The sequence below is a fragment of the Agromyces sp. NDB4Y10 genome (assembly GCF_001620055.1).
Classification (GTDB): Bacteria; Actinomycetota; Actinomycetes; order Actinomycetales; family Microbacteriaceae; genus Agromyces; species Agromyces indicus.
In genome coordinates, this window is record NZ_LQGY01000065.1 from 90,185 (window position 1) to 113,343 (window position 23,159).

At 72.6% G+C, this 23,159-nt stretch carries 20 protein-coding genes; 6 read left to right on the forward strand and 14 right to left on the reverse strand.

The features are described 5' to 3' along the window. The first annotated feature begins 86 nt into the window (after window positions 1-86). From AVP42_RS15225 to AVP42_RS15235, 3 genes are read left to right on the forward strand one after another with little or no spacing between them, the layout of a single operon-like run. Window positions 87-1,502 carry an MFS transporter gene (locus tag AVP42_RS15225; RefSeq protein WP_067950529.1) on the forward strand — a complete coding sequence of 472 codons (1,416 nt, stop codon included), beginning with the start codon at window positions 87-89 and terminating at the stop codon, window positions 1,500-1,502. A gap of 11 nt (window positions 1,503-1,513) precedes the next feature. Then, the gene (locus AVP42_RS15230; RefSeq protein ID WP_067950531.1) at window positions 1,514-3,640 is read left to right on the forward strand and encodes a molybdopterin oxidoreductase family protein; all 2,127 of its coding nucleotides are present in this window, start codon (window positions 1,514-1,516) and stop codon (window positions 3,638-3,640) included. After that, window positions 3,637-5,262: an NAD(P)/FAD-dependent oxidoreductase gene (locus AVP42_RS15235; protein ID WP_067950533.1), complete on the forward strand. Its 1,626-nt coding sequence runs from the start codon at window positions 3,637-3,639 to the stop codon at window positions 5,260-5,262. Before AVP42_RS15230 ends, AVP42_RS15235 begins: the two co-directional genes overlap by 4 nt. A gap of 3 nt (window positions 5,263-5,265) precedes the next feature. Here AVP42_RS15235 and AVP42_RS15240 read toward each other — a convergent pair whose 3' ends face one another. The 5 genes from AVP42_RS15240 to rpsP form a co-directional block, all read right to left on the reverse strand. Then, on the reverse strand, window positions 5,266-6,033 hold the full coding sequence (locus AVP42_RS15240) for a sirohydrochlorin chelatase (protein ID WP_067950535.1): 768 nt from the start codon (window positions 6,031-6,033) through the stop codon (window positions 5,266-5,268). 134 nt (window positions 6,034-6,167) lie between these two features. After that, window positions 6,168-6,884, reverse strand: coding sequence for a tRNA (guanosine(37)-N1)-methyltransferase TrmD (gene trmD / locus AVP42_RS15245; protein WP_067950537.1), 717 nt, complete (start codon window positions 6,882-6,884; stop codon window positions 6,168-6,170). 9 nt (window positions 6,885-6,893) lie between these two features. Then, on the reverse strand, window positions 6,894-7,487 hold the full coding sequence (gene rimM / locus AVP42_RS15250; protein ID WP_067950539.1) for a ribosome maturation factor RimM: 594 nt from the start codon (window positions 7,485-7,487) through the stop codon (window positions 6,894-6,896). 1 nt (window position 7,488) lies between these two features. Beyond that, complete coding sequence (locus AVP42_RS15255) at window positions 7,489-7,725, reverse strand: RNA-binding protein (RefSeq protein ID WP_067950541.1); 237 nt, start codon at window positions 7,723-7,725, stop codon at window positions 7,489-7,491. 3 nt (window positions 7,726-7,728) lie between these two features. Beyond that, the gene (gene rpsP / locus AVP42_RS15260) at window positions 7,729-8,142 is read right to left on the reverse strand and encodes a 30S ribosomal protein S16 (protein WP_067950543.1); all 414 of its coding nucleotides are present in this window, start codon (window positions 8,140-8,142) and stop codon (window positions 7,729-7,731) included. A gap of 222 nt (window positions 8,143-8,364) precedes the next feature. Here rpsP and AVP42_RS15265 point away from each other — a divergent pair, with 222 nt between their 5' ends. Then, complete coding sequence (locus tag AVP42_RS15265; RefSeq protein ID WP_067950545.1) at window positions 8,365-9,516, forward strand: glutamate--cysteine ligase; 1,152 nt, start codon at window positions 8,365-8,367, stop codon at window positions 9,514-9,516. 16 nt (window positions 9,517-9,532) lie between these two features. On the opposite strand, the gene AVP42_RS15270 is transcribed toward AVP42_RS15265, so the two are convergent. The 4 genes from AVP42_RS15270 to ftsY all read right to left on the reverse strand — a co-directional run bounded on the left by AVP42_RS15270 (window position 9,533) and on the right by ftsY (window position 14,073). After that, window positions 9,533-10,966 (reverse strand): GH1 family beta-glucosidase, encoded by a 1,434-nt coding sequence (locus AVP42_RS15270; RefSeq protein ID WP_067950585.1) that lies wholly within the window; start codon window positions 10,964-10,966, stop codon window positions 9,533-9,535. Between the two features lie 83 nt (window positions 10,967-11,049). Beyond that, window positions 11,050-12,645 carry a signal recognition particle protein gene (gene ffh, locus AVP42_RS15275; RefSeq protein ID WP_067950547.1) on the reverse strand — a complete coding sequence of 532 codons (1,596 nt, stop codon included), beginning with the start codon at window positions 12,643-12,645 and terminating at the stop codon, window positions 11,050-11,052. Window positions 12,646-12,701: 56 nt separating this feature from the next. Beyond that, window positions 12,702-13,184 (reverse strand): hypothetical protein, encoded by a 483-nt coding sequence (locus AVP42_RS15280; RefSeq protein WP_067950549.1) that lies wholly within the window; start codon window positions 13,182-13,184, stop codon window positions 12,702-12,704. Between the two features lie 13 nt (window positions 13,185-13,197). Next, the gene (gene ftsY / locus AVP42_RS15285) at window positions 13,198-14,073 is read right to left on the reverse strand and encodes a signal recognition particle-docking protein FtsY (RefSeq protein ID WP_067950551.1); all 876 of its coding nucleotides are present in this window, start codon (window positions 14,071-14,073) and stop codon (window positions 13,198-13,200) included. 167 nt (window positions 14,074-14,240) lie between these two features. Here ftsY and AVP42_RS15290 point away from each other — a divergent pair, with 167 nt between their 5' ends. Further along, window positions 14,241-15,227: a TIGR03885 family FMN-dependent LLM class oxidoreductase gene (locus AVP42_RS15290; RefSeq protein WP_067950553.1), complete on the forward strand. Its 987-nt coding sequence runs from the start codon at window positions 14,241-14,243 to the stop codon at window positions 15,225-15,227. A 2-nt stretch (window positions 15,228-15,229) separates the two neighbouring features. Then, the gene (locus AVP42_RS15295) at window positions 15,230-16,894 is read left to right on the forward strand and encodes an alpha-amylase family protein (RefSeq protein WP_067950554.1); all 1,665 of its coding nucleotides are present in this window, start codon (window positions 15,230-15,232) and stop codon (window positions 16,892-16,894) included. A 21-nt stretch (window positions 16,895-16,915) separates the two neighbouring features. Here the strand turns inward: AVP42_RS15295 and smc are convergent, their stop codons facing one another. From smc to AVP42_RS15320, 5 genes are all read right to left on the reverse strand, one after another. Further along, on the reverse strand, window positions 16,916-20,437 hold the full coding sequence (smc, locus tag AVP42_RS15300; RefSeq protein ID WP_067950587.1) for a chromosome segregation protein SMC: 3,522 nt from the start codon (window positions 20,435-20,437) through the stop codon (window positions 16,916-16,918). A 93-nt stretch (window positions 20,438-20,530) separates the two neighbouring features. Next, entirely contained in the window at window positions 20,531-21,472 is a 942-nt protein-coding gene (mutM, locus tag AVP42_RS15305) for a bifunctional DNA-formamidopyrimidine glycosylase/DNA-(apurinic or apyrimidinic site) lyase (protein WP_067950556.1), read from the reverse strand. Window position 21,473: 1 nt separating this feature from the next. Continuing rightward, window positions 21,474-22,127 carry a ribonuclease III gene (gene rnc, locus AVP42_RS15310; RefSeq protein WP_067950590.1) on the reverse strand — a complete coding sequence of 218 codons (654 nt, stop codon included), beginning with the start codon at window positions 22,125-22,127 and terminating at the stop codon, window positions 21,474-21,476. Between the two features lie 85 nt (window positions 22,128-22,212). After that, the gene (gene rpmF / locus AVP42_RS15315) at window positions 22,213-22,416 is read right to left on the reverse strand and encodes a 50S ribosomal protein L32 (RefSeq protein ID WP_067950558.1); all 204 of its coding nucleotides are present in this window, start codon (window positions 22,414-22,416) and stop codon (window positions 22,213-22,215) included. Window positions 22,417-22,425: 9 nt separating this feature from the next. Continuing rightward, window positions 22,426-22,992 carry a DUF177 domain-containing protein gene (locus tag AVP42_RS15320; RefSeq protein ID WP_231878658.1) on the reverse strand — a complete coding sequence of 189 codons (567 nt, stop codon included), beginning with the start codon at window positions 22,990-22,992 and terminating at the stop codon, window positions 22,426-22,428. Between the last annotated feature and the right edge of the window lie 167 nt (window positions 22,993-23,159).

The following is a 23,159-nucleotide window of genomic DNA, read 5'->3' on the forward strand; positions in this document are numbered from 1 at the left end:
ACGACCCGCGCGAACCCGGGAAACACGCCGCGGATAGCGTCGCCTGCACCAGCTCGACCCCGTGACCGACATCCCCGGAGGCACCGATGACCGAGATCCTGCAGACCGCTCCCCCGAGCGCCGCATCCGCCGCGCCGACCACCGCCCCGCCCGCCCCCGCGCCGGGCGCGCTGACCCGCCGCCCCGGCCGCTGGATCGACGGGTGGGACCCCGAGGACACCGCGCAATGGGAGCGCGAGGGCCGTCGCGTCGCCCGGCGCAACCTCAACTGGTCGATCTTCGCCGAGTTCCTCGGGTTCGTCGTCTGGCAGCTCTGGAGCATCGTCGCGGTGGCCCTTCCCGCGGCCGGCTTCCAGCTCACCACGAGCGAGATCTTCTGGCTCATCTCGATCCCGAGCCTCGTCGGAGCCACGCTGCGCATCCCGTACTCGTTCCTGGTCCCGATCTTCGGCGGGCGGAACTGGACCATCGTCTCGGCCGGGCTGCTCCTCGTGCCGGCCGTGATGCTCGCGGTGACCGTCTCGAACCCCGACACCCCGTTCTGGGTGCTCCTCCTCGCGGCGGCGCTCGCCGGGTTCGGCGGGGGCAACTTCGCCAGCTCGATGTCGAACATCACGTTCTTCTACCCCCAGCGCGAGAAGGGCTGGGCGCTCGGCCTGAACGCGGCCGGCGGCAACCTCGGCGCGGCCGTCGCCCAGTTCACGGTTCCGGTCGTCATCACGATCGGCGCGGGCGCGACGCTGAACCTGCCGGTGGCCGGCTGGATCTGGGTGCCGTTCATCCTCCTGGCGATGTTCGGGGCATGGCGGTACATGGACAACCTCGCCAACGCCAAGGCCGACCTCTCGGGCTCGGCCGCCGCCCTGAAGGAGCCGCACCTGTGGCTGCTGGCCCTGCTCTACATCGGCACGTTCGGCTCGTTCATCGGCTTCGCGAGTGTCTTCCCGAAGCTCATCGCCGACCAGTTCCCCGAGTTCTCCACCATCGGCGTGCTCGGGGCGACGGTCTCCCTCGCGTTCCTCGGCGCCCTCGTCGGCTCCCTCGCCCGGCCCTACGGCGGGCGACTCTCGGACCGATTCGGCGGCGCTCGCATCACGATGATCGCGTTCGCGGCCATGGCGGTCATCACGCTCGCGGTGCTCGCGACACTCCCCCTCGGCAGCTTCTGGGTGTTCCTCGGGCTGTTCCTGCTGCTCTTCGCGACGGCGGGCGTGGGCAACGGCTCGACCTACCGCATGGTGCCGATCGTGTTCGCGATGCGGTCCGCCCACGGCGCCGGCGACGTGTCGACCCAACGCAAGGCGGCCGCGGCACTCGGGCTCATCTCGGCGATCGGCGCGTACGGCGGATTCCTCATCCCGCAGGCGCTGAACCTCTCGTTCCAGGCGACCGGCGGCTATGCGGCGGCGTTCACCGGCTTCGTCGCCGGGTACCTCGTCCTCCTCGCCGTCACGTGGGCCGTGTACGTGCGGCCCCGCCACCTCCGCGAGCAGAAGATCTGATTCGAGCGCGCATGACCGACCGGCCCGCCCCCACGCACTGCCCGTACTGCGCGCTGCAGTGCGCGATGACCCTCACCCCGACGGATGCCTCCGGCGCCGCCGCGCCGACCGACGCTCCGCCCGTGACGGTCGCCGGCCGCGACTTCCCGACGAATCGCGGCGGGCTGTGCAAGAAGGGCTGGACCTCGGCGGAACTGCTCCGCGCCCCGTCCCGCCTCGGCGCCCCGCTCGTGCGGGGCGCCGACGGCGCCCTGCACGAGGCGAGCTGGGACGAGGCGCTCGACCTGGTGGCCGGCCGGCTCCGCGACATCCGTGAACGCCACGGTGCCGACGCGGTGGGCGTCTTCGGCGGCGGCGGACTCACCAACGAGAAGGCGTACCTGCTCGGCAAGTTCGCGCGCCTGGCGCTCGGCACCAGCCGCATCGACTACAACGGCCGCTACTGCATGTCGTCGGCGGCCGCGGCCGGCAACCGTGCCTTCGGCGTCGACCGCGGCCTGCCGTTCCCGTTGGCCGACCTCGACGACGCCGAGACCATCCTGCTGCTCGGCACGAACGTCGCCGAGACCATGCCGCCGTTCATCGGGCACCTCGCGGGCGCGCAGGCCGCGGGTGGGCTCATCGTCGTCGACCCGCGGCGGACGGCGACCGCGAAGCTCACCGACGACGGGCGCGGCCTGCACGTGCAACCGGCGCCGGGCACCGACCTCCCCCTGCTCCTCGGACTCGCGCACGTCGTCATCGCCGAACGGCTCGTCGACACGGCCTACGTCGCCGAACGCACCACCGGCTACGACGCGGTGCGGCGGAGCGTCGCCCCGTGGTGGCCCGAGCGCGTGCAGTCCGTGACCGGCGTGCCCGCGACGACGCTGCGGCGCCTCGCACGTCGCCTCGCCAGCGGCGGGAGGACCTTCGTGCTCACGGGTCGCGGCGTCGAGCAGCACGTCGACGGCACCGACACCGCCACCGCCGCCATCAACCTCGCGCTCCTGCTCGGGCTGCCCGGGCGTCCCGGCAGCGGCTACGGCACGCTCACCGGCCAGGGCAACGGGCAGGGCGGTCGCGAGCACGGGCAGAAGTGCGACCAGCTCCCCGGATACCGGAAGATCACCGACCCCGCGGCACGTGCCCACGTCGCCGCGGTGTGGGGCGTCGACGCCGACGACCTCCCGGGACCGGGCGTGCCGGCGATCGAACTCCTCGCCTCGCTCGGTCGGCCCGGCGGCGTCCGCGCCCTCCTCGTCCACGGGTCGAACCTCGTCGTGTCCTCCCCCAACGCGGGCGCGGTGCGCCGCGCCGTGGACGCGCTCGACCTGCTGGTCGTCTGCGACTTCGTCCTCTCGGAGACGGCGGCGCTCGCCGACGTCGTGCTGCCGGTGCTGCAGTGGGCCGAGGAGGAGGGCACCATGACGAACCTCGAGGGACGCGTCATCCGTCGACGCCGCGCGCTCGAGCCGCCGCCCGGCGCCCGCGACGAACTCCGGGTCCTGCACGAGCTCGCCCGCCGGCTCGGCTCCGCGGCCCGGTTCGACACCGACCCCGAGGCCGTCTTCGAGGAGCTGCGCCTCGCGTCGGAGGGCGGCATCGCCGACTATTCGGGCATCGACTACGCGCTCCTCGACTCCGGCGCCGAGGCGTACTGGCCGTACCCGCGCGGCGGCACCGGCACGCCGCGGCTCTTCGCGGACCGGTTCGCGCACGACGACGGCCGGGCGCGCCTCGTCGCCGTGTCCCCCCAGGCGGCGGCGCACCCGGCGCCGGGGCCCGGCGAGGTTACGCTCGTGACCGGCCGGCTGCTCGAGCACTACCAGAGCGGCGCCCAGACCCGCCGGGTCCCCGAACTGCTCGACGCGCAGCCCGAGCTCCGGGCGTCCCTGCACCCGGCGACCGCCGAACGCCTCGGCATCGCGGACGGCGATCCCGTCGAGATCGCCAACAACCTCGGCTCGGTGCACGGACGGGCGCGCCTCACCGCCGACATCCGACCGGATGCCGTGTTCCTCCCGTTCCACTACGGCGACGACCAGGCGGCGAACCTCCTCACGTCCGACGCCGTCGACCCCGTCTCGTCCATGCCCGAGTTCAAGACCAACCTCGTGCGCGTCACGCGCCTCGTGGAAGCCGGAGCCCTCGCATGACCGCACCGCTCAGGATCGTCCTCATCGGCTACGGGCTCGTGGGCGCCCGCTTCGTCGAGGAGCTGCTGCCCGACGTGGCCGCCGGCCGCATCACCCTCACCGTCGTCGGCGGCGAACCCGTCGAGGCGTACAACCGGGTGCTCGTCGCCGAGTACGCCGTCGGCAACACCGACCTCGACGCGATGCTGGTCGGGGACCGGTCGGCCGCCGAGTCGGCCGGCGCGCGCGTGCTCCTCGGCGTCGCCGCCACCGCGATCGACCGCGACGCCCAGGTCGTCCGGTGCTCCAACGGCGACGAGCTCCCCTACGACCGCGTCGTCCTCGCGACGGGGGCCCGCGCCAACACGCCCACGCTCGATGCGCTCGACCGGCCGCGACGCGACCCGGACTCGCTCCGGAAGCACACGGCGACCCTCGTCGCGCGCGACGACGCGCTGCCGGGGGGCATCACCGCGCTGCGCGACCTCGACGACGCACGGCGGGTGCTCGCGGCGGTCCGCGGACGCCGCCGCATCGTCGTGCTCGGCGCCGGCGTCCTCGGGCTCGAGTTGGCGCTCGCCGCCGCACACGCGGGCGCCCAGGTCTGCGTCGTGCACCACGGCCCGATCCCGATGGCCCGCAACCTCGACCGCGGCGGCGGGCACGTGCTCCGCTCGGCACTGCGCCGCGCGGGCGTCACCGTCGTGGCGCACAGTCGCGCGGAGGCGGTCGGCTATCGCACCGAACCCGACGGCACGCGCCGCTTCGACCTGCTGGTCACCGCCGACGGCAAGCAGCTCCGCGGCGACCTCCTCGTGCTCTCGTGCGGCGTCAGCCCGCGCAACGAGCTCGCGACCCTGGCGGGACTGCGCACCGCCACGGGCGTGGTGGTGGGTCCCGACCTGCGCAGCTGGACCGACCCCGACGTGTACGCCATCGGCGACTGCGCCCAGGTCGTCGAGCGCACCCCCGAGACCGCGGGGCGGCGCGACCTGCCCGGGGCGCCGTCGGGACTCGTCGCCCCGGGCTGGCGCCAGGCCTCATGGCTCGCCGCCGCCCTGGCCGACGAGGCCGCGGCGCGGGCCGACGGCGACCCGGTCCCCGGCTCCCGGCCGGCGCTGCCCGCCGAGCGCGACGCGATCGTCATGCTGAAGGCCGAGCACGTCGACGTCGTCGCGGTCGGCGACGTCTCCGCGGACCCGTGGGACGACGACGCGCTCAGCCCGCGCCGACGGGTGGCCCAGTGGGCCGATCCCGAGCACCTCCGGTACGTGAAGATGGTCACCGAGGGCGGCGTGCTCACGGGCTTCGCCTGCGTCGGCATGCCGCGGACCGCGGCCGAACTGACCCTGCTCTACGACCGCGGCGGCGAACTGCCCGCCGACCGCTCGCTCCTGCTCCGCTTCGACGGTCCCGACGACGACCCTGCCGCCGACGCCGACGCCTTCGCGCCCGACGCCACCGTGTGCTGGTGCAACGGGGTCACCGTGGCCGCGATCGAGGCGTCGCACGCGTGCGGCAACGCGACGGTCGAGTGCGTGGGCCGTGACACGCGCGCCGGCACGGGCTGCGGCGGATGCCGCGGCCGCATCGCCGAGATCCTCGCGCGGGCGGCCGAGGCCGACGGCGCCCTCACCGCCTGAGCGTCAGGCGCGCTCGCGGCGCTCGATCCCGATCCCCACTCGCGCGTACCGGTCGAGGACGAGGTCGACGAGCGCCTCGGGCGCTGGCCGCTCGGGCAGGAGGAGCGGATCGGCCACGACGTCCGCGCCCGCGACCTTCGCCTGGTCGTAGAACGTGCCCGGCGCGAGCAGGTAGGGGCAGACGACGATGCGCGCCCCGGGGTGCACCTCCCGGAGCATCTCGATCGCGTCCGGCAGGCGCGGGATCGCCGCCGCGATGAAGCCCGCCGTCACCGGGCGCCCGAGTCGCTGGCCGAGGCGGCGCGAGGTCTCGAAGCACTCGCGCACGGCGCGCGGATCGTTCGACCCCGCGGCCGCGAGCAGGACCGCATCGCCTTCGCGCAGGCCCAGCTCGTCCAGGCGCTCCGCGAGCACGTCGACGATCCGCTCGTCCGGTCCCAGTTCCGCGGCGAGGCCCACGTCGCCGCCCAGCCGGTCGAGCGCGAGCGAGAGGCCGGTGCGCACGTGGAACCCGGCGGAGAGGACGAGCGGCACGATGACCGCGTTCCGCACGGCGGCCGCTTCGAGCGCGGCGCCGAGGTCGGCGTTCCGGGCGTCGACGAACGTGATGGCGACGTCGAGGTCGGGCCGCGTCGTCGCGACGCCGTCGACCAGCCGGATGACGGCCCGGCGGTTGGCCGCGGACGGTGCGCCATGGGTCACCGCGACGAGCCGCAGCGGCGGCGGGGAGCCGGCCCCGACCGGTGCGACCGAGCCATCCGTTCGACCCATCAGGCGACCCCGCTTCCCGGCGGAATCCGCTCGTCGCCGCCGGTTCCGACGGTATGCAGGGCGTGTTTCGCGGAACGGACCCACGTGTTTCCGGCGCGTGAAGAGTGCCTCACGGCGGACTTCGCGAAGGCGGGTCAGGCTGTCGGCTCGGTGCCCTCCGGGGCATCGGGCAGCAGCTCCGGGCGCACCCGCCGAGTGCGTTCGACCTGCTGCTCGCGTCGCCACTCGGCGACGCGGCCGTGGTGGCCCGACAGGAGGACGGGCGGCACCTCGAGGCCTCGCCAGACGGCAGGCTTGGTGTAGCTCGGGTACTCGAGCAGGCCGTCCTCGTGCGATTCCTCGACGAGGCTCTCCGGGTTGCCGACGACGCCGGGCACGAGCCGACCGGCCGCCTCGATCATCGCCATCACGGCGACCTCGCCGCCGTTCAGCACGTAGTCGCCGAGGCTGATGAGCCGCACGCGCATGCGACCGGCGTAGTGGTCGACGACCCGCTGGTCGATCCCCTCGTAGCGCCCGCAGGCGAACACGAGGTGCTCCTCGGCGGCGAGCTCGCGCGCGACCCGCTGCGTGAACGGCTCGCCCGCGGGCGTCGGCACGACGAGCAGGGCGTCGGATGCCGCGTCGCCGACGATCGAGTCGAGTGCCTCGCCCCACGGCTCGGGCTTCATCACCATGCCCGCTCCCCCGCCGTACGGGGTGTCGTCGACCGTGCGGTGACGGTCGTGGGTGAACTCGCGCAGGTCGTGCGTGCGCACGTCGATGAGTCCCGTCTGGCGGGCCTTGCCGAGCAGCGACAGGTCGAGCACGTCGAAGAACGACGGGAAGATCGTGACGATGTCGATGCGCACCGTCGGCTCCTACTCGGCGTCGGCGTCGCGCTCGCCGTCAGCGGATGCCGCGTCCGGCGTCTCCGGCAGTTCCTCGAAGAGTCCGGCGGGGGGCGTGACGGTGACGGTACCGGCCTCGAGGTCGACCTCGGGCACGATCGCGGAGACGAACGGCACCATGACCTCGCGGCCGCCGGACCTGACGACCAGGAGGTCCTGTGCGGGCAGGTGGTCGACGTGCGCGACCTCGCCGATCCGCTCGCCGTCGCGCACGACGGCGAGTCCGACGAGCTGGTGGTCGTACCACGCGTCCGGCTCGGACTCCTCGTCGGCGGGCTGGTCGACCCAGAGGATCGCCTTGATGAGCCCCTCGGCGGCGGTGCGGTCGTCGACGCCCTCGAAGAAGCCGACGGGGTGGCCGTTGTACCAGCGGAGCTCCCGGAGCGTCAGGTGCCGGCCGTGCCAGGGCGACGACTCGGGGACCTGGAGGGAGAACTCGGCGCCGGGGACGAACCGACGCGCGGGGTCGTCGGTGTAGAGCTCGAGCTTGATGGCGCCCTTGAGGCCGTGCGCCTTGGTGAGACGACCGACGCGCAGCTGCTGGGGGCGGGGTGCCGCGGTCACGTCAGTCGTCGGTGTCGACGACGTCGACACGGACCCGGCGGCCGTCGGCGAGTGCGGTCACGACGGTGCGCAGCGCCTTGGCGGTGCGGCCGGCGCGACCGATGACGCGGCCGAGGTCCTCGGGGTGCACGTGCACCTCGAGGACCTCGCCGCGTGCGCTCGACGCGGAGGTGACCTTCACGTCGCCGGGGTGATCGACGATCCCCTTGACGAGGTGTTCGAGCGCGGAAGCGAGCAAGGCCTACGCCTCGTCCGACGCGGTCTCGTCAGCGGCCTCGGCGGGCTCTTCGGCCTTCGCCGGCTTCTCGGCCTTGGGCTTGACGACCGACTTCTTGCTGTCGTCGACCTGGTACTCGGCCTTGGGCTCGGCGGTGCGGACGGTGCTCTTGGCGTCCTTGTCGCCCTTGAACTTGCCCCAGTCGCCGGTGAGCTTGAGGATGGCCATGACCTGCTCGGTCGGCTGCGCGCCGACGCCGAGCCAGTACTGGGCGCGGTCGGAGTCGACCTCGATGAACGAGGGCTCCTCGGTGGGGTGGTACTTGCCGATCTCCTCGATCACGCGACCGTCGCGCTTGGTGCGCGAGTCGGCGACGACGATGCGGTAGTACGGGGCACGGATCTTGCCGAGCCGCTTGAGGCGGATCTTGACAGCCACGATTCTCCTGAGATGTTGTGAGGTAGGCGAACTGACAGCCGTGAGCGTGGGGTGCACACCCGGCGGAAGCTCAAAGGTGCCCTGCGCCGCCGGATAGAGGGTCGGGCGGCACAGAACTCGACTGACCATTCTTGCAGATTTCGCCCCGCGACGATAATCGCCGCGGTGCGTGGCAAGATGAGCCAACGCCGCACCCGCGGCCGGGAACGACAGGGGGCTCCCATGCGGATCGAGTTCGCGCGTTCCGAGCGCTCCTCCGTGGGCATCGAATGGGAGCTCGCCATCGTCGAGCGCGGCAGCGGCGAGCTGGCCTCGGTCGGCGACCGCGTGCTGGCCGACCTCGCCGGATCCGACGGCTCGCCGCATCCGTTCATCACCTCGGAGCTGCTGACCAACACGGTCGAGCTCGTCAGCGGCGTGCACGACCGCGTCGCCGGGGCGGTCGACGACCTCACCGCGCAGGTCGCGGAGGTCAGGTCGGTGCTCGACCGGATCGGCGAGTACGAGCTCATCTGCAGCGGCTCGCACCCGTTCAGCCAGTGGTACGACCAGCGCCTCACCGACAAGCCGCGCTACCACAAGCTCATCGAGCGCACCCGCTGGTGGGGCCGCAACATGATGATCTGGGGCATCCACGTCCACGTCGGCATCGAGGAGCGCGACAAGGCGCTGCCCATCCTCGACGGCATGCTCGCGTACGTGCCGCACCTGCAGGCGCTGTCGGCGTCGAGCCCGTTCTGGGCGGGCGTCGAGACCGGGTACGCGTCGAACCGCGCGCTGATGTTCCAGCAGCTGCCCACGGCGGGCCTGCCCTACCCGCTGCCCGACTGGGCGTCGTACGAGCGCTACGTCGACGACCTCGTGCGCACGGGAGTCATCGAGGACCACACCGAGGTGCGGTGGGACATCCGCCCGTCGCCGCGGTGGGGCACGGTCGAGGTGCGCGTCTGCGACGGCGTCTCGTCGGCCGAGGAGATCGGGGCGATCGCCGCGCTGATCCAGTGCCTCGTCGAGTGGATGTCGGACCGCCTCGACGCCGGCGAGACGCTCACGGTGCTGCAGCCCTGGTACGTCCGCGAGAACAAGTGGCGCGCCGCGCGGTACGGCATGGACGCCGAGGTCATCACGGATGTCGCGGGCACCGAGCGGCACGTCGCCGACGACCTCCGCGACCTGCTCGTGACGCTCGCGCCGTACGCCGACCGGCTCGGCTGCGCCGAGGAGCTGCAGCGGATCCGTCGCACGCTCGACGACGGCGCGAGCTACCAGCGCCAGCTCCGGGTGGCACAGGAGCACGGCGGCGAGCTGACGGCGGTCGTGGCGCACCTCGCGCGCGAGCTCCGCGAGGGCACGGTCCCCCGCGCGAGCCGGTAGCCCGGGGCCGCGGCCCCTACGCCGGGATCCGGCGGGTGCGGATGAGCTCGGCGAACCAGCGCGCGCTGGCCTTCGGCAGCCGCTCGAGCGTGTCATAGTCGACCCGCACGATGCCGAACCGCTTGGAGTACCCGTAGCCCCACTCGAAGTTGTCGAGGAGCGACCACACCTGGTAGCCGCGCAGGTCGACGCCGCGCGCCATGGCGCGGTGCGCGGCCGTGAAGTGGCGACGGAGGTAGTCGATGCGGTCCTGGTCGTCGACCATCGGCCCGTCGGGGCCCTCCGTCACGACGTCGTCGAACGCCGCGCCGTTCTCGGTGATCATGAGCGGCACCTCGGGGTACGCGCCGTGCAGGGCGATGAGGAGGTCCTCGAGGCCGGACGGGTCGATGTTCCAGCCCATCGCGGTGTACGGACCGGGCTGCTGCAGGAACTCGACGTGCTCGGAGCCCGGCCAGGGGGTCCCGCCCATGTCCTTGTGCCCGTCGGCGTTCACGCGCGGCGAGATTCCGTCCCAGAGCCGGACGGTGACCGTCGAGTAGTAGTTCACGCCGAGCACGTCGATGGGCTGGGCGATCAACTCGGTGTCGCCCGGCTTCACGAACGACCAGTCGGTGACGGCGGCGGTGTCCTCGATGACGTCGGTGGGATAGCCGTCGCCGAAGATCGGGCCGAGGAAGACGCGGTTCGCGAGGCCGTCGATTCGTCGCGCCGCCTCGTGCCCCGTCTCGCCCGAGGGGCGGATCACGTGCAGGTTCAGCGTGATCGAGAACTCCGGGTCGTTCGTGACGACCTCGCGGAGCGCGCGGACCGCGAGCCCGTGCGCGAGGTTCAGGTGGTGCACGGCGGCGAGCGCCTCGGCGCCGTCGGTGTGTCCCGGAGCGTGCGCGCCCGAGCCGTAGCCGAGGTAGGCGGAGCACCAGGGCTCGTTGAGCGTGGTCCAGACGGCGACGCGGTCGCCGAGCCGCTCCCCCACGAGGCGCGCGTAGTCGGCGAACGCCTCGGCGGTGGCCCGATTGGTCCAGCCGCCCTCGTCCTGCAGCGCCTGGGGCAGGTCCCAGTGGTAGAGCGTGGCGATGGGTCGGATGCCGCGGGCGAGGAGTCCGTCGACGAGCTTCTCGTAGAACGCCAGGCCGGCCTCGTTCGCGGGTCCGCGTCCGGTGGCCTGGATGCGCGGCCACGCGATCGAGAAGCGGTACGCCTCGAGGCCCAGTTCGACCATGAGGTCGAGGTCGGCCTCCCACCGGTGGTAGTGGTCGCAGGCGACGTCGCCCGTGTCGTCGTTCCAGACCTTGCCGGGCGTGTGGCTGAACGTGTCCCAGATGGACGGCCCGCGGCCGTCCTCGGTCACGGCGCCCTCGATCTGGTACGACGCCGTCGCCGACCCGAGCAGGAACTCGGGTGGGAACTCGAGACCGGAGTCGCGGTAGTCGGCGTTGCCCGTGGTCATGGTCGTCCCCCTGAAGCGATCGTCGGGATGCGGCATCCGCTGCACCACGGATTCACCCTAGTGCGGCGCGTGCGCGAGACGGCTCAGCGACCGAGCAACTTCTGGAGGGCGGCCAGCTCCTCCTCGCTCGGCGCTCCCTTGGCCCCGGCCCCGGCTGCGGCGCCGCCGCCGAGGCCGAATCCCGAACCCGACGCCCCGCCCGGACCCGCCGGCGTGGCGCCCGAGGCGAGCGCGGCGTTCTCGGCGGCGCGCTTGGCGGGGTTGCCCGAACGCGACCCCGACGACTTCTTCTTGGCCTTGGCCGCCTGGCGCTTGCCGCCGCCGTAGCCGCCCGCGCCCGGGATCGGGCCCATGCCCGGCACCTGCGGCACGCCGCCGCGGGCGACGGTCTTCATCATCTTCGCCGCCTGCTCGAAGCGCTGCACGAGCTGGTTCACGTCGGTGACGGTCATGCCGGAGCCCTTGGCGATGCGCAGGCGTCGGGAGCCGTTGAGCAGCTTCGGGTTGCGCCGCTCGGCCGGCGTCATCGACTGGATGATCGCCTCGGTGCGCACGATCTCGCGCTCGTCGAAGTTCTCGAGCTGCTGCTTCATGCCGCCCGCGCCCGGGAGCATGCCGAGCATCTTCTTGAGGGAGCCGGCGCCGCGAAGCTGCTGCATCTGCTTGAGGAAGTCCTCGAGCGTGAACTGCTCGGTCGCGAGCTTCTCGGCGACCTTCAGCGCCTCCTCCTCGTCGAAGGCCTGCTGGGCCTGCTCGATGAGGGTCAGGATGTCGCCGAGGTCGAGGATGCGGCTCGCCATGCGGTCGGGGTGGAACGGCTCGAAGTCGTCGAGCGTCTCGCCCGTGGAGGCGAAGATGATGGGGCGTCCGGTGACGGATGCCACGGACAGGGCGGCGCCGCCGCGCGCGTCGCCGTCGAGCTTCGACAGCACGACGCCCGTGAAGTCGACGCCCTCCTGGAAGGCCTTGGCGGTCGACACCGCGTCCTGGCCGATCATGGCGTCGATGACGAAGAGCACCTCGTCGGGGTTCGTCGCCTTGCGGATGTTCGCGGCCTGCTTCATGAGCTCGGCGTCGACGCCGAGCCGGCCCGCGGTGTCGATGATGACGACGTCGTGCTGGGCGCGCTGCGCGTGGGCCACGGCATCCTTCGCGACGCGCACGGGGTCGCCGACGCCGTTGCCGGGCTCGGGCGCGAAGACCTGCACGCCGGCCTGCTCGCCGACGACCTGGAGCTGGTTGACCGCGTTGGGGCGCTGGAGGTCGGCGGCGACGAGCATCGGCGTGTGCCCGTCCTTCTTCAGCCACTTCGCGAGCTTGCCCGCGAGCGTGGTCTTGCCGGCGCCCTGGAGGCCCGCGAGCATGATCACGGTCGGCGGGTTCTTGGCGAACTGCAGCCGGCGCTGCTGCCCGCCGAGGATGCCGACGAGCTCCTCGTTGACGATCTGCACCACCTGCTGCGCCGGGTTGAGCGCGCGGTTCACCTCGTCGCCGAGCGCGCGCTCGCGCACGGTCGCGGTGAACGACTTCACGACGTCGAGCGAGACGTCGGCGTCGAGCAGCGCGCGCCGGATCTCGCGGACGGTGCCATCGACGTCGGCAGCGGAGAGCTTGCCCTTGGTGCGGAGGTTCTTGAACGTCTCGGTGAGACGATCGGAGAGGGTGCCGAACGTAGCCATGATGCGCCCCAGTCTAGATGGGCGCCGCTGGGTCCCGGCTCACCGGCCGCCCGGGCTCACCCCTCGAATCGGACGTCGACGATCTCGCGGTCGATGTCGATGGACGCCACGAGGCGGGCGTCGGTGTCCTCCGGCGCCAGGCCGTACTCGAACTCGGCGAACGTGTCGCCGGGCTCGTCGGCGTCGGGTCGCAGGTCGACGCGGCTCAGCGACATGGAGCGGAGCGCGTCGATCTGGCGGTCGCCGGAGTCGCGGCCGATCGCGGCCTCGACCTCGTCGGCCTGCTCGAGCTCGGGGTCGAGCATGGCGGCGAGGAACCGCACGACGGGCGACGCCGACGAGTCGAGCTGGGTGACGAAGGCGCTGCGGAGTTCGTCGTCGACGAGCTCGAGCTCGCCGACGAGGGTCGCCGCGGCATCCAGCGCCGCGTTCGAGACCGAGTCGGCGTCGGCGTCGAGCACGACCTCGACGCGCTGGTCGCCGTACTCGACGTCCTCCGACCAGTAGTCCCCGATCAGTCCGAAGTAGTCGTGCTCCATCGAGATCCCTTCCTCAGCCGACCAGCTGCTGCGCGAACACGTGCGGAGTGAAGCCCGTGAGGTCGCCGATGCCCTCGCCCTGGCCGATGAGCTTGATCGGCAGGCCCGTCTTCTCCTGCACGGCGATGACGAACCCGCCCTTGGCGGAGCCGTCGAGCTTGGTGAGCACGAGCCCGGTCACGCCGCCGTGGCGGATGAACGCCTCGGCCTGCGCGAGCCCGTTCTGGCCGGTGGTCGCGTCGAGCACGAGCAGCACCTCGCTGATGGGCGCCTGCTTCTCGACGACGCGCTTGATCTTGCCGAGCTCGTCCATGAGCCCGCCCTTGGTGTGCAACCGGCCGGCGGTGTCGATGATGACCATCTCGGTCCCGGTCCGCTTGGCGTACTCGACGGTCTGGAAGGCGACCGACGCGGGGTCCTGGCCCTCGCGCTCGGGGCGCACCACCTCGGCGCCGGCGCGCTCGGCCCACGTCGCGAGCTGGTCGACGGCGGCCGCGCGGAACGTGTCCGCGGCGCCGACGACGACGCTCCGGCCGTAGTTGCGGAGGAACTTCGCGAACTTGCCGATGGTCGTGGTCTTGCCGACGCCGTTCACGCCGACGACGAGCACGACCGCGGGACGCTCCGTGAGCTTCAGCGTCGGGTCGTACTTCGACAGCCGCTCCTCGACGAGCTCGCGCAGCATCCGCTGCACGTCCCTCGGGTCGGTGGTGCGGTACCGCTCGACCTGCGCCTTGATGCGGTCGACGATCTCCTCGGTCACGGCCGGTCCGAAGTCGGCGCGGATGAGCGCCGATTCGAGGTCGTCCCACGTGTCCTCGTCGATCGTCTTCGCGCCGAACACGTTGCGGAGGGCCGCCCCGAGCGACCACGATGCGCGTTCTGCCATGACCACCAGCCTAGGGGCGAGCGGATGCCGCGGCTCGCGTCGCGGCATCCGCCGGCCGTGTGCGGCAGGGACGCGCGCCCGTCATATCGGCGAGCCGACGGCCCTGCAAGGCCTTGTCGGCTCGGCCCGGGTGCGGAAGCATCGGACCCACGCGGAAGGAGACCCCCATGCCCCTCGTCGGATTCCACGCCTCCCACGAACAGCTCCCGCCGAGTGCCCTGCTCGACGCCGTCGTCCACGCCGAACGGGCGGGATTCGGCGCCGCCATGTGCAGCGACCACCTCGCGCCGTGGAGCCTGCGGCAGGGCCATTCGGGCTACGCCTGGTCGTGGCTCGGCGCCGCACTGCAGGCCACCTCGTTCTCGCTCGGCGTCGTCACCGCACCGGGGCAGCGCTACCACCCCGTGATCGCCGCGCAGAAGATCGCGACGCTCGGCGAGATGTTCCCGGGCCGCTTCTGGGCCGCCATCGGCAGCGGCGAGCGGATGAACGAGCACGTCACGGGCGAGGGATGGCCCGACAAGGAGGTCCGCGACGCGAAGCTGGCCGAGACCATCGACGTGATGCAGCGACTCCTCGCGGGCGAGGAGGTGGACCACGACGGGTTGATCCGGGTGCACCGGGCGAGGCTCTGGAGCCTGCCCGAGACGAGGCCGGCCCTGCTCGCGGCCGCGGTCAGCACCGAGACCGCCGAGGAGACCGCCGCGTGGGCAGACGGGGTCATCACCGTCGACCAGGACGCGGACGCGCTGCGCGACTTCATCCAGGCGTACCGCGGTGCCGGCGGGAAGGGCCCGGTCTGCGTGCAGGTGCACCTGAGCTGGGCGCCCACCGACGACGAGGCGCGCTCGATCGCCTACGACCAGTGGCGGCAGTCGCTCGTGCCCGCCCACCTCGCGTGGGAGCTCGAGCAGCCCGAGGACTTCGACGAGCGCACCGCCGATGCGACCGTGGACGACGTCGCGAAGACCCTCCTCGCCTCGTCCGACACGTCGCGGCACCTCGACGCGCTCCTCGAACTGGCGGAGCTCGGCGTCGACCGCATCTACCTGCACCACGTCGGCCAGGAGCAGCGCGGGTTCATCGACGCGTTCGGCGAGCACGTGCTGCCGGAGCTGTCGAAGGCCGGCGTCGGCGCGGGCGCGGTGGGCTGATCGTGCGCGCCACCGATCGCGGGGACCTCTGGTGGAAGACCGCCGTCGTCTACTGCCTCGACATCGAGACCTTCATGGACTGGAACGACGACGGCTGCGGTGACTTCGACGGGCTCGCGCAACGGCTCGACCACCTCGCCGAGCTCGGCGTCACGTGCATCTGGCTCATGCCGTTCCAGCCGTCGCCCGACCTCGACGACGGCTACGACATCGCCGACTTCTACAACGTCGACCCCCGGTTCGGCTCCCTCGGCGACGTGGTCGCAGTCATCCGCGCCGCGCGGGACCGCGGAATGCGGGTCATCATGGACCTCGTCATGAACCACACCTCGGAGCGGCATCCGTGGTTCGCGTCGGCCAAGCGCAGCCGGAACTCGCCCTACCGCGACTACTACGTCTGGCGCGACGAGGTGCCTCCGGACCCGCCCGAGAGCGTCTTCCCCGGCGAGGAGGAGGGTGTCTGGGAGTGGCACGAGCCGACCGGCCAGTACTACCTGCACTCGTTCTACAAGCACCAGCCCGACCTCAACATCGCGAACCCGGTGGTGCGCGACGAGATCGCGAAGACCGTCGGGTTCTGGCTGCAGCTCGGCATCTCCGGGTTCCGCGTCGACGCCGTGCCGTTCCTCATCGAACCGCCCGACGGCGAGGAGGTCGGCGATCCGCACGAGCTCATGCGCGACCTCCGCCGCTACCTCCAGCGACGTGCGAGCGAGGCGATCCTGCTCGGCGAGGTCAACCTCACGTACGAGGAGCAGCTCGACTACTTCGGCCGCGACGGCGACCCCGAGGAGCTGACGCTGCAGTTCGACTTCGAGGCCATGCAGCGGCTCTACCTCGCGCTCGCCCGGCACGACGCGACGCCGCTCGTCGAGACGCTCGCCCGCAGGCCGCAGCTGGCCCCCGAGAAGCAGTGGGCGAACTTCGTCCGCAACCACGACGAGCTCACGCTCGACAAGCTCAGCGATCCGGAGCGCGAGGAGGTCTTCGAGGCCTTCGCCCCGGAGGAGTGGATGCGCGTGTACGGCCGCGGCATCGTGCGGCGGCTGCCCCCGATGCTCGAGGGCGACCCGCGCCGCATCCGCATGGTCTACAGCCTCATGTTCTCGCTGCCGGGCACGCCCGTGCTGTTCTACGGCGAGGAGATCGGCATGGGCGAGAACGGCGAGCAGGAGAAGCGCCAGGCGGTCCGCACGCCCATGCAGTGGTCGGCGGGCGAGAACGGCGGGTTCTCGCGCGCCGCGCCGCGGAGCCTCGTCGCGACGCCCCCGTCGGACGGGTACGCACCGGAGCACGTCAACGTCGAGGCGCAGATGCACGACCCCGACTCGCTGCTGTCGACCATCAAGGGGTTCGTCGCGCGGTACCGCAGCTCGCCCGAGATCGGGTGGGGGCGCTTCGAGCTGCTCGACACGGGCGAGCCCGCGGTCATCGCGCATCGCATCACCGCCGACCACCTGCGCTTCACGGCCGTGCACAACTTCGCGCCGCGACCGGTGACGGTGACGCTCGAGTTCGGCGACGTGCCGGAGGGCGCCGTGCTCTCCGACCTGTTCGAGACCGGCGTCGACGAGCTCGACGACCGCGGCCGTGCCGAGGTGCAGCTCGACGCGTACGGGTACCGCTGGTTCCGGATCCTCGCACCGGGCGACCGCCGCCTCACCTGAGGACGACGGGCGGGGGCGGGCTCAGCTCGCCTTCGCCTCGACCTCGTCGCGCACGCGCTGGCCGACCACCGCCGAGACGCCGTCCTGGCGCATGGAGACGCCGTACAGCGCGTCGGCGATCTCCATCGTGCGCTTCTGGTGGGTGATGACGATGAGCTGGCTCGACTCGCGGAGGTCCTCGAACGTGGTGAGGAGGCGGCCGAGGTTGGCGTCGTCGAGCGCCGCCTCGACCTCGTCCATGATGTAGAACGGGCTCGGCCTGGCCTTGAAGATCGCGAGCAGCAGGGCGACCGCCGCGAGCGAGCGCTCACCGCCCGAGAGCAGCGAGAGGCGCTCGATCTTCTTGCCGGCGGGCTTCACGCTCACCTCGATGCCGGTCGTGAGCAGGTCGTCGGGGTTCGTGAGCGCGATGCGCCCCTCGCCGCCGGGGAAGAGGATCGGGAACACCTCGGCGAACGCCTCGCGCGTGTCGTCGAACGCCGACCGGAAGATCGACTCCATGCGGCCGTCGATCTCCTCGATGATCGTGAGGAGGTCCTTGCGCGTGTTCGCCAGGTCGGTGAGCTGTTCGGTGAGGAACTGGTGCCGCTGCTCGAGCGCCGCGAACTCCTCGAGCGCGAGCGGGTTGACGCGGCCGAGCTGGGCGAGCTTGCGCTCGGCGGCCTGCAGCCGCTTCTGCTGCTCCGCGCGGTCGAACGGGCGCGGCTCGGCGTCCGGGTCGCCGTCGACGGGGATGGGCTGCTCGGGCCCGTACTCGGCGACCAAGACGGCCTCGCCGAGGCCGAGCTCGCTCTCGGCCCGCTCGACGAGCGAGGCGACGTGCAGCTTCTTCTCGTAGATGCGCAGCTCGAGCCCGTGCACGTCCTCGGTGACCGCGTGCAGGCGCTCGCGAACGGATGCCTCGGCCCGGCGGGCCGCGTGCACCTCCTCGTTGCGGCTGGCTCGCTCGGCTTCCGCGGCGGCGAGCGCGACCCGCGCCTCGGCCACGGACGCGCCGACGGAAGCGAGCACGGGCGGCAGCACCTCGGCGACGCGGCTCGCGGCCTCGAGCTGGGCCCGGCGGACCACCGCGCGGCGGGCGGCTTCATCCGCGGCGTGCCGCTCGGCCTCGTGCTGGCGCTCCATCGCGGCGATCCGCGCCTCCTCGGCCCGCACGCGCTCGCGCGCCGTCTCCAGGCGTAGGCGCGCCTCGACCTCGCCCTCGCGGGCGCGTTCGAGCGCCACGAGGGCGCCGTCGCGGCGATCGGCCTCGAGCACGGGGCGCGGCTCGGCTCGCGCGGCCTCCAGCTCCGATTTCGCGTCGGCGGCGGCCTGCTCGGCCTCGGCGATGCGCTCCTCCGCCGTGCGGAGGGCCTCCGCCAGCCGCTCGGTCTCCCCCGCCGCCGCCTCGGCCTGCACGCGAGCGCGATTCAGCGCCTCGGTGCGCTGGGCGAGCTTCGCGTCGAACTCGCGGAGGGCGGCGAGCGCCTGCTTGGACTGCGACTTCGCGTGCTCGGCGATGCCGCGCTGCTCGTCGAGGTCGAAGCGGGCGCGCTCGATGTCGGCGCGCACCTCCTCGAGCCGGGCCTCGGCCCGATCGCGCTCGGCGAGCAGCTCGATTCGGCTCTGCGTGCGGCCGGATCCGCCGCGGACGACGTAGCGACCGACCACGGTACCGTCGCGGGTGATGACCGTCGCCGGACGCTCGAGCGCGGCGAGCGCCGCCTCGGCGGCGCGCACGGCGTCGAGGTCGTCGGCGATGAGCACCTCGCCGAGCAGGCCCAGCACGCCCGGCGGGGCGCTCACGACGTCGGCGGCGGCCACGAGCCCGGCCACGGCGTGCGGGCTCGCGGGCGCGGCGCCCGGTTCGGCGATCGTGAGGGCGACGCGGCCGAGGTCGTCGTCGGCGGCGACCGCCACAGCCCGAAGCGCGGCCGCGCGGTCGTCGACGAGGACCGACTCGGCGAGCGACCCGAGCGCCGCGGCGACCGCCGCCTCGTACCCGGGCTCGACGCGGAGGTGCTCCGCGAGCAGGCCGCGGACTCCGGCGGTGCCCGATCGGGCGAGGGCGGCCGAGCCGTCCTTCTGGTCGAGGGCGAGCGACAGCGCGCTCACGCGGGCGCCGAGGGCGTCGCGTTTGCGCTCCCGGTCGTGCAGGGCCTCGCGGAGCCGCTCGATCTCGCCCTCGGCCTCGAACACCGCCGCCTGGGCGAGCTCGTACGCCTCGTCGAGGTCGGTCTCCGCGGTCGGGTCGGCGTCGGACTCGGCCTCGACGCGCGCGAGCTCGGCCGCGGCCGTCTCGCGGCGTGCCTGTGCGGCGTCGAGGGCGTTGCGGTGCCGGAGCACCTCGCCCCGCACGGCGGCGAGCTTCGACGCCGCCGCGTCGGCGCGGCCGGCCAGTTGCGACGCCCGCAGGTCGTACTCGCTCACGCGGGCCGCCTGCGCGGCGATCTCCTCGTCGACGGCGTCGAGCGCCGCACGCGCGTCGCGCATCGCCGACGTGGCCTGCTCGAGAGCGGATGCCGCGTCGCCGACGCCGCCGCGGATGCCCTCGAGTTCGGCGCGGGCGGCATCGATGTCCGCGCGGGTGAGGGTGGGTGCGGCATCCGTGCCCTCGTCGGCCGCCGACAGCAGCGCGATGCGCTGCCGCGCGAGCGAGTCGAGGGAGCGCAGGCGCGCCTCGGACTGCTCGAGCGCGAAGCTCACCGCCCGCGCCCGGTCGACCTCGTCGCCGCCCGACGCCTGCTCGAGCCGCTCGATGTGGGCCTGGTGGCGCTCGAGCTCCTGCTGGAGCACCAGGCGCTCCGCGTGCCGCTCGTGCTCGGTCCGGCCGGCGGACTCGAGCGCGCGACGCAACTCGACCACCTCGTCGGCCACGAGCCGCGCCTTCGCGTCGCGCACCACCGCGGCGATCCCCGCTGCCTCGCGCGCGACCTCGGCCTGGCGTCCGAGCGGCTTCAACTGACGGCGCAGTTCCGCGGCGAGGTCGGTGAGACGCGTGAGGTTCGCCTGCATGGCGTCGAGCTTGCGGAGCGTCTTCTCCTTGCGGCGCCGGTGCTTCAGGATGCCGGCGGCCTCCTCGATGAACCCGCGGCGGTCCTCGGGACTCGCGTGCAGCACCTGGTCGAGCTGGCCCTGCCCGACGATGACGTGCATCTCGCGGCCGAGGCCGGAGTCGCTGAGCAGCTCCTGCACGTCGAGCAGGCGGCACTGCTCGCCGTTGATGGCGTACTCGCTGCCGCCGTTGCGGAACAGCGTGCGCGAGATCGTGACCTCGCTGTACTCGATGGGCAGGGCGCCATCCGAGTTGTCGATCGTGAGGCTTACCTCGGCGCGGCCGAGCGGGCCGCGCGTGGAGGTGCCGGCGAAGATGACGTCCTCCATCTTGCCGCCGCGGAGCGTCTTCGCGCCCTGCTCGCCCATCACCCAGGCGAGCGCGTCGACGACGTTGGACTTGCCCGAGCCGTTCGGGCCGACGATGCAGGTGACGCCGGGCTCGAACGCGAAGGTGGTCGGCTGCGCGAAGGACTTGAAGCCCTTGAGGGTGAGGCTCTTGAGGTACACGACCACCCTTCCGACTGCCGAGCGCTGCGGACTACGGTAACCGACGATCGGCGCCGCCCCCGTCGCGCTCGCCGTGCGCGGGCCGTTCGGGTCTCAGGCGGATGCCGCCGGCGGGGCGGTCCGCGGCATCCGGAGGCGCTGGCACCGCGGGCAGCGGTGCGACGACCGGTTCATGAACGCCTCGCGCACGATCGGCGTGCCGCACCGCGGGCAGGGCCGACCGGTCCGCCCGTACGCGTTGAGGGAGTGCGCGAAGTAGCCGGACGCCCCGTTGACGTTGACGTACTGCGCGTCGAAGCTCGTTCCCCCCTCGGCCAGCGCCTTCTGCAGCACCTCGCGCACCGCCTGCAGCAGCTCGCGGACGCGGCGCCGGCTGAGGCTCGAGGCGGGCTGCTCGCCGTGCATCCGGACGGCCCAGAGGGCCTCGTCGGCGTAGATGTTCCCGATGCCCGACACGAGCCCCTGGTCGAGCAGCACGCGCTTCACGCCCGAACCGCGACGGGCGAGCGCGGCGGCGAACGCGCCGTCGTCGAACGCGGGATCGAGCGGATCGCGCGCGATGTGCGCCACCTGGGTGGGGATCGAGCGCGCCCACGGGCCCGTCACGTCGGCGGAGTGGCCGGCGACCTCGCCGTCATCGGTCGGCACCATCCGATCGACCGCCATGGAGCCGAAGATGCGCTGGTCGACGAAGTCGACCCGCAGTTCGCCGTGGTCGGGATGCTCGAGGTGCAGGCGGATGCGGGCGTGCCGGTCGTCGCCCGGGTGGTCCGGCGTACGCAGCAGGAGCTGGCCGCTCATGCCGAGATGGCCGACGAGCGCCGCTCCGGAGGCGAGCGGCATCCACAGGAACTTGCCCCGGCGCACGGCCGCCTCGATCCGATCGCCCGTCAGCAGCGCTTCGAAGTCGCCGGATGCCGCCTCGTGGCGCTTCAGCGAACGGGCGTCGAGCACCTCCACGCCGGCGATGCGCGCTCCGGTGACCGCGGGCGCGAGCCCGGCCCGGACGACCTCGACCTCGGGCAGCTCGGGCACGTCAGCGGTCGTTCAGGGCGGTCCACGCCTCGAGGGCGGCCGCCATCTCGGCCTGCTTCTTGCTCGACCCCTCGCCCGACGCGCTCACCAGGTCGCCCACCGTGACCGTGGCGACGAAGTGCTTGCTGTGGTCGGGGCCGCTCTCGGCGACCGCGTAGACGGGCGCCGTCGCACCGCGACGGGCCGCGATCTCCTGCAGGCTCGTCTTCGGATCCATGGCCGCGCCGAACCGCTCGGTGTCGGCCATGAGGGGGCCGATGAGGCGCAGGACGAACTCGGTGGCGACGTCGCCGCCGCGGTCGAGGTAGACCGCGCCGATGATCGCCTCGACGGTGTCGGCGAGGATCGACGGCTTGTCGGCACCGCCCGTCATCGTCTCGCCGCGACCCAGGCGGATGAACCGCCCGAGGCCGATCGTGCGCGCGACCTCGGCCAGCGCCGCACTCGAGACGAGGCTCGCCCGGCGCTTGGCCAGCTCGCCCTCGTCGAGCTCGGGGTGGTCGGTGAAGAGCCGGACCGTGACGGCCTGCCCGAGGATCGAGTCGCCGAGGAACTCGAGGCGCTCGTTGGTCGGGATGCCGCCGTTCTCGTACGCGAACGACCGGTGCGTGAGGGCGAGGAGCAGGAGCTCGGGATCGAGCTCGACCTGCAGCATCCGCTGCAGCTCGGCCAGCTCGGGGGCCCCGGTGTCCGTCTGCTCGACGCGCCTCACGACCGGTCGTTCAGGAGTCTCGTGCCGACTAGACGTCGGCGACCTTGCGGCCCTTGTACTCGAGGAACAGCGGGGTGCCCGCCGAGTCCTCGACCACGCGAGCGCGGTGCGGGAGGCTGTAGGTGACCTTGCCGTTCTCGACCGTCTTGACGAGCGTGGGCACCTCGGCCTTCCACTGCGAACGGCGCGCGTGGGTGTTGGCGCGTGACTTCTTCCGCTTGGGAACAGCCATGACTCTCTCTCAATCTCTCTTCTGGTCGGCATCGGATGCGGACGGCACCGTGCCCTCGTCTTCGGAAGCCGTGAACCCCGCGAGCGCAGCCCAACGCGGGTCGGTCTGCTCAGGGGTGACGAGTTCCGGATGATCAGCCAGGCGCAACCCGGTCACGGGGTCGAGACCCGGGCAGTCCGGCCGGCATACCGGCTGGAACGGCAGTGCCAGCACCACCGCATCTCGGATGAGCGGTTCAAGATCCACGTGGTCGTCTTGAACCTCATACTCGAAAGCTTCTCCGGAATGATACGCGAAAAGCTCCTGGAACTCGACTTCGACCGGCAGCGCGATGTCGGTGAGGCACCGTCCGCACTCGCCCTCGGCCGTCGCATCGACCTCCGCCGAGGCCAGGATGCCCTCGTGCACGGACTCCAGGCGCACGTCGACCGCGACCTCGGAGCCCTGCCGGACGGCGACGAGCCCCTCGCCGTACTGCTCGGGCGCGGGGACGTCGAGGCGCTGCTCGCGCATCTCGCCGGGACGGTTGACGAGGTCGCGCACGTTGACGCTGAAGGGTGAATGCTGGACGGCCACGATCGACGATTCTACGCGCCGCGCGGCACCGACCGCCCGACGAGGGCACGTCCGGCGGCGCGCAGCGACCGCGGCAGCAGGATCGCCTCGACGCGGCGCGCGGCCGGCGCGTCCACTGCGAGCGCGCGCGACGCGGTCGCGAGGTCCGCGGCGAGCGCGTCCCGGCG

Excerpts from the sequence above, each read along its gene's own strand:
- AVP42_RS15225 (WP_067950529.1), top strand. The coding sequence starts at position 87 with ATGACCGAGATCCTGCAGACCGCTCCCCCGAGCGCCGCATCCGCCGCG.
- AVP42_RS15230 (WP_067950531.1), top strand. The coding sequence starts at position 1,514 with ATGACCGACCGGCCCGCCCCCACGCACTGCCCGTACTGCGCGCTGCAG.
- AVP42_RS15235 (WP_067950533.1), top strand. The coding sequence starts at position 3,637 with ATGACCGCACCGCTCAGGATCGTCCTCATCGGCTACGGGCTCGTGGGC.
- AVP42_RS15240 (WP_067950535.1), bottom strand. The coding sequence starts at position 6,033 with ATGGGTCGAACGGATGGCTCGGTCGCACCGGTCGGGGCCGGCTCCCCG.
- AVP42_RS15265 (WP_067950545.1), top strand. The coding sequence starts at position 8,365 with ATGCGGATCGAGTTCGCGCGTTCCGAGCGCTCCTCCGTGGGCATCGAA.
- AVP42_RS15270 (WP_067950585.1), bottom strand. The coding sequence starts at position 10,966 with ATGACCACGGGCAACGCCGACTACCGCGACTCCGGTCTCGAGTTCCCA.
- ffh (WP_067950547.1), bottom strand. The coding sequence starts at position 12,645 with ATGGCTACGTTCGGCACCCTCTCCGATCGTCTCACCGAGACGTTCAAG.
- AVP42_RS15280 (WP_067950549.1), bottom strand. The coding sequence starts at position 13,184 with ATGGAGCACGACTACTTCGGACTGATCGGGGACTACTGGTCGGAGGAC.
- ftsY (WP_067950551.1), bottom strand. The coding sequence starts at position 14,073 with ATGGCAGAACGCGCATCGTGGTCGCTCGGGGCGGCCCTCCGCAACGTG.
- AVP42_RS15290 (WP_067950553.1), top strand. The coding sequence starts at position 14,241 with ATGCCCCTCGTCGGATTCCACGCCTCCCACGAACAGCTCCCGCCGAGT.
- rnc (WP_067950590.1), bottom strand. The coding sequence starts at position 22,127 with ATGCTGCAGGTCGAGCTCGATCCCGAGCTCCTGCTCCTCGCCCTCACG.
- rpmF (WP_067950558.1), bottom strand. The coding sequence starts at position 22,416 with ATGGCTGTTCCCAAGCGGAAGAAGTCACGCGCCAACACCCACGCGCGC.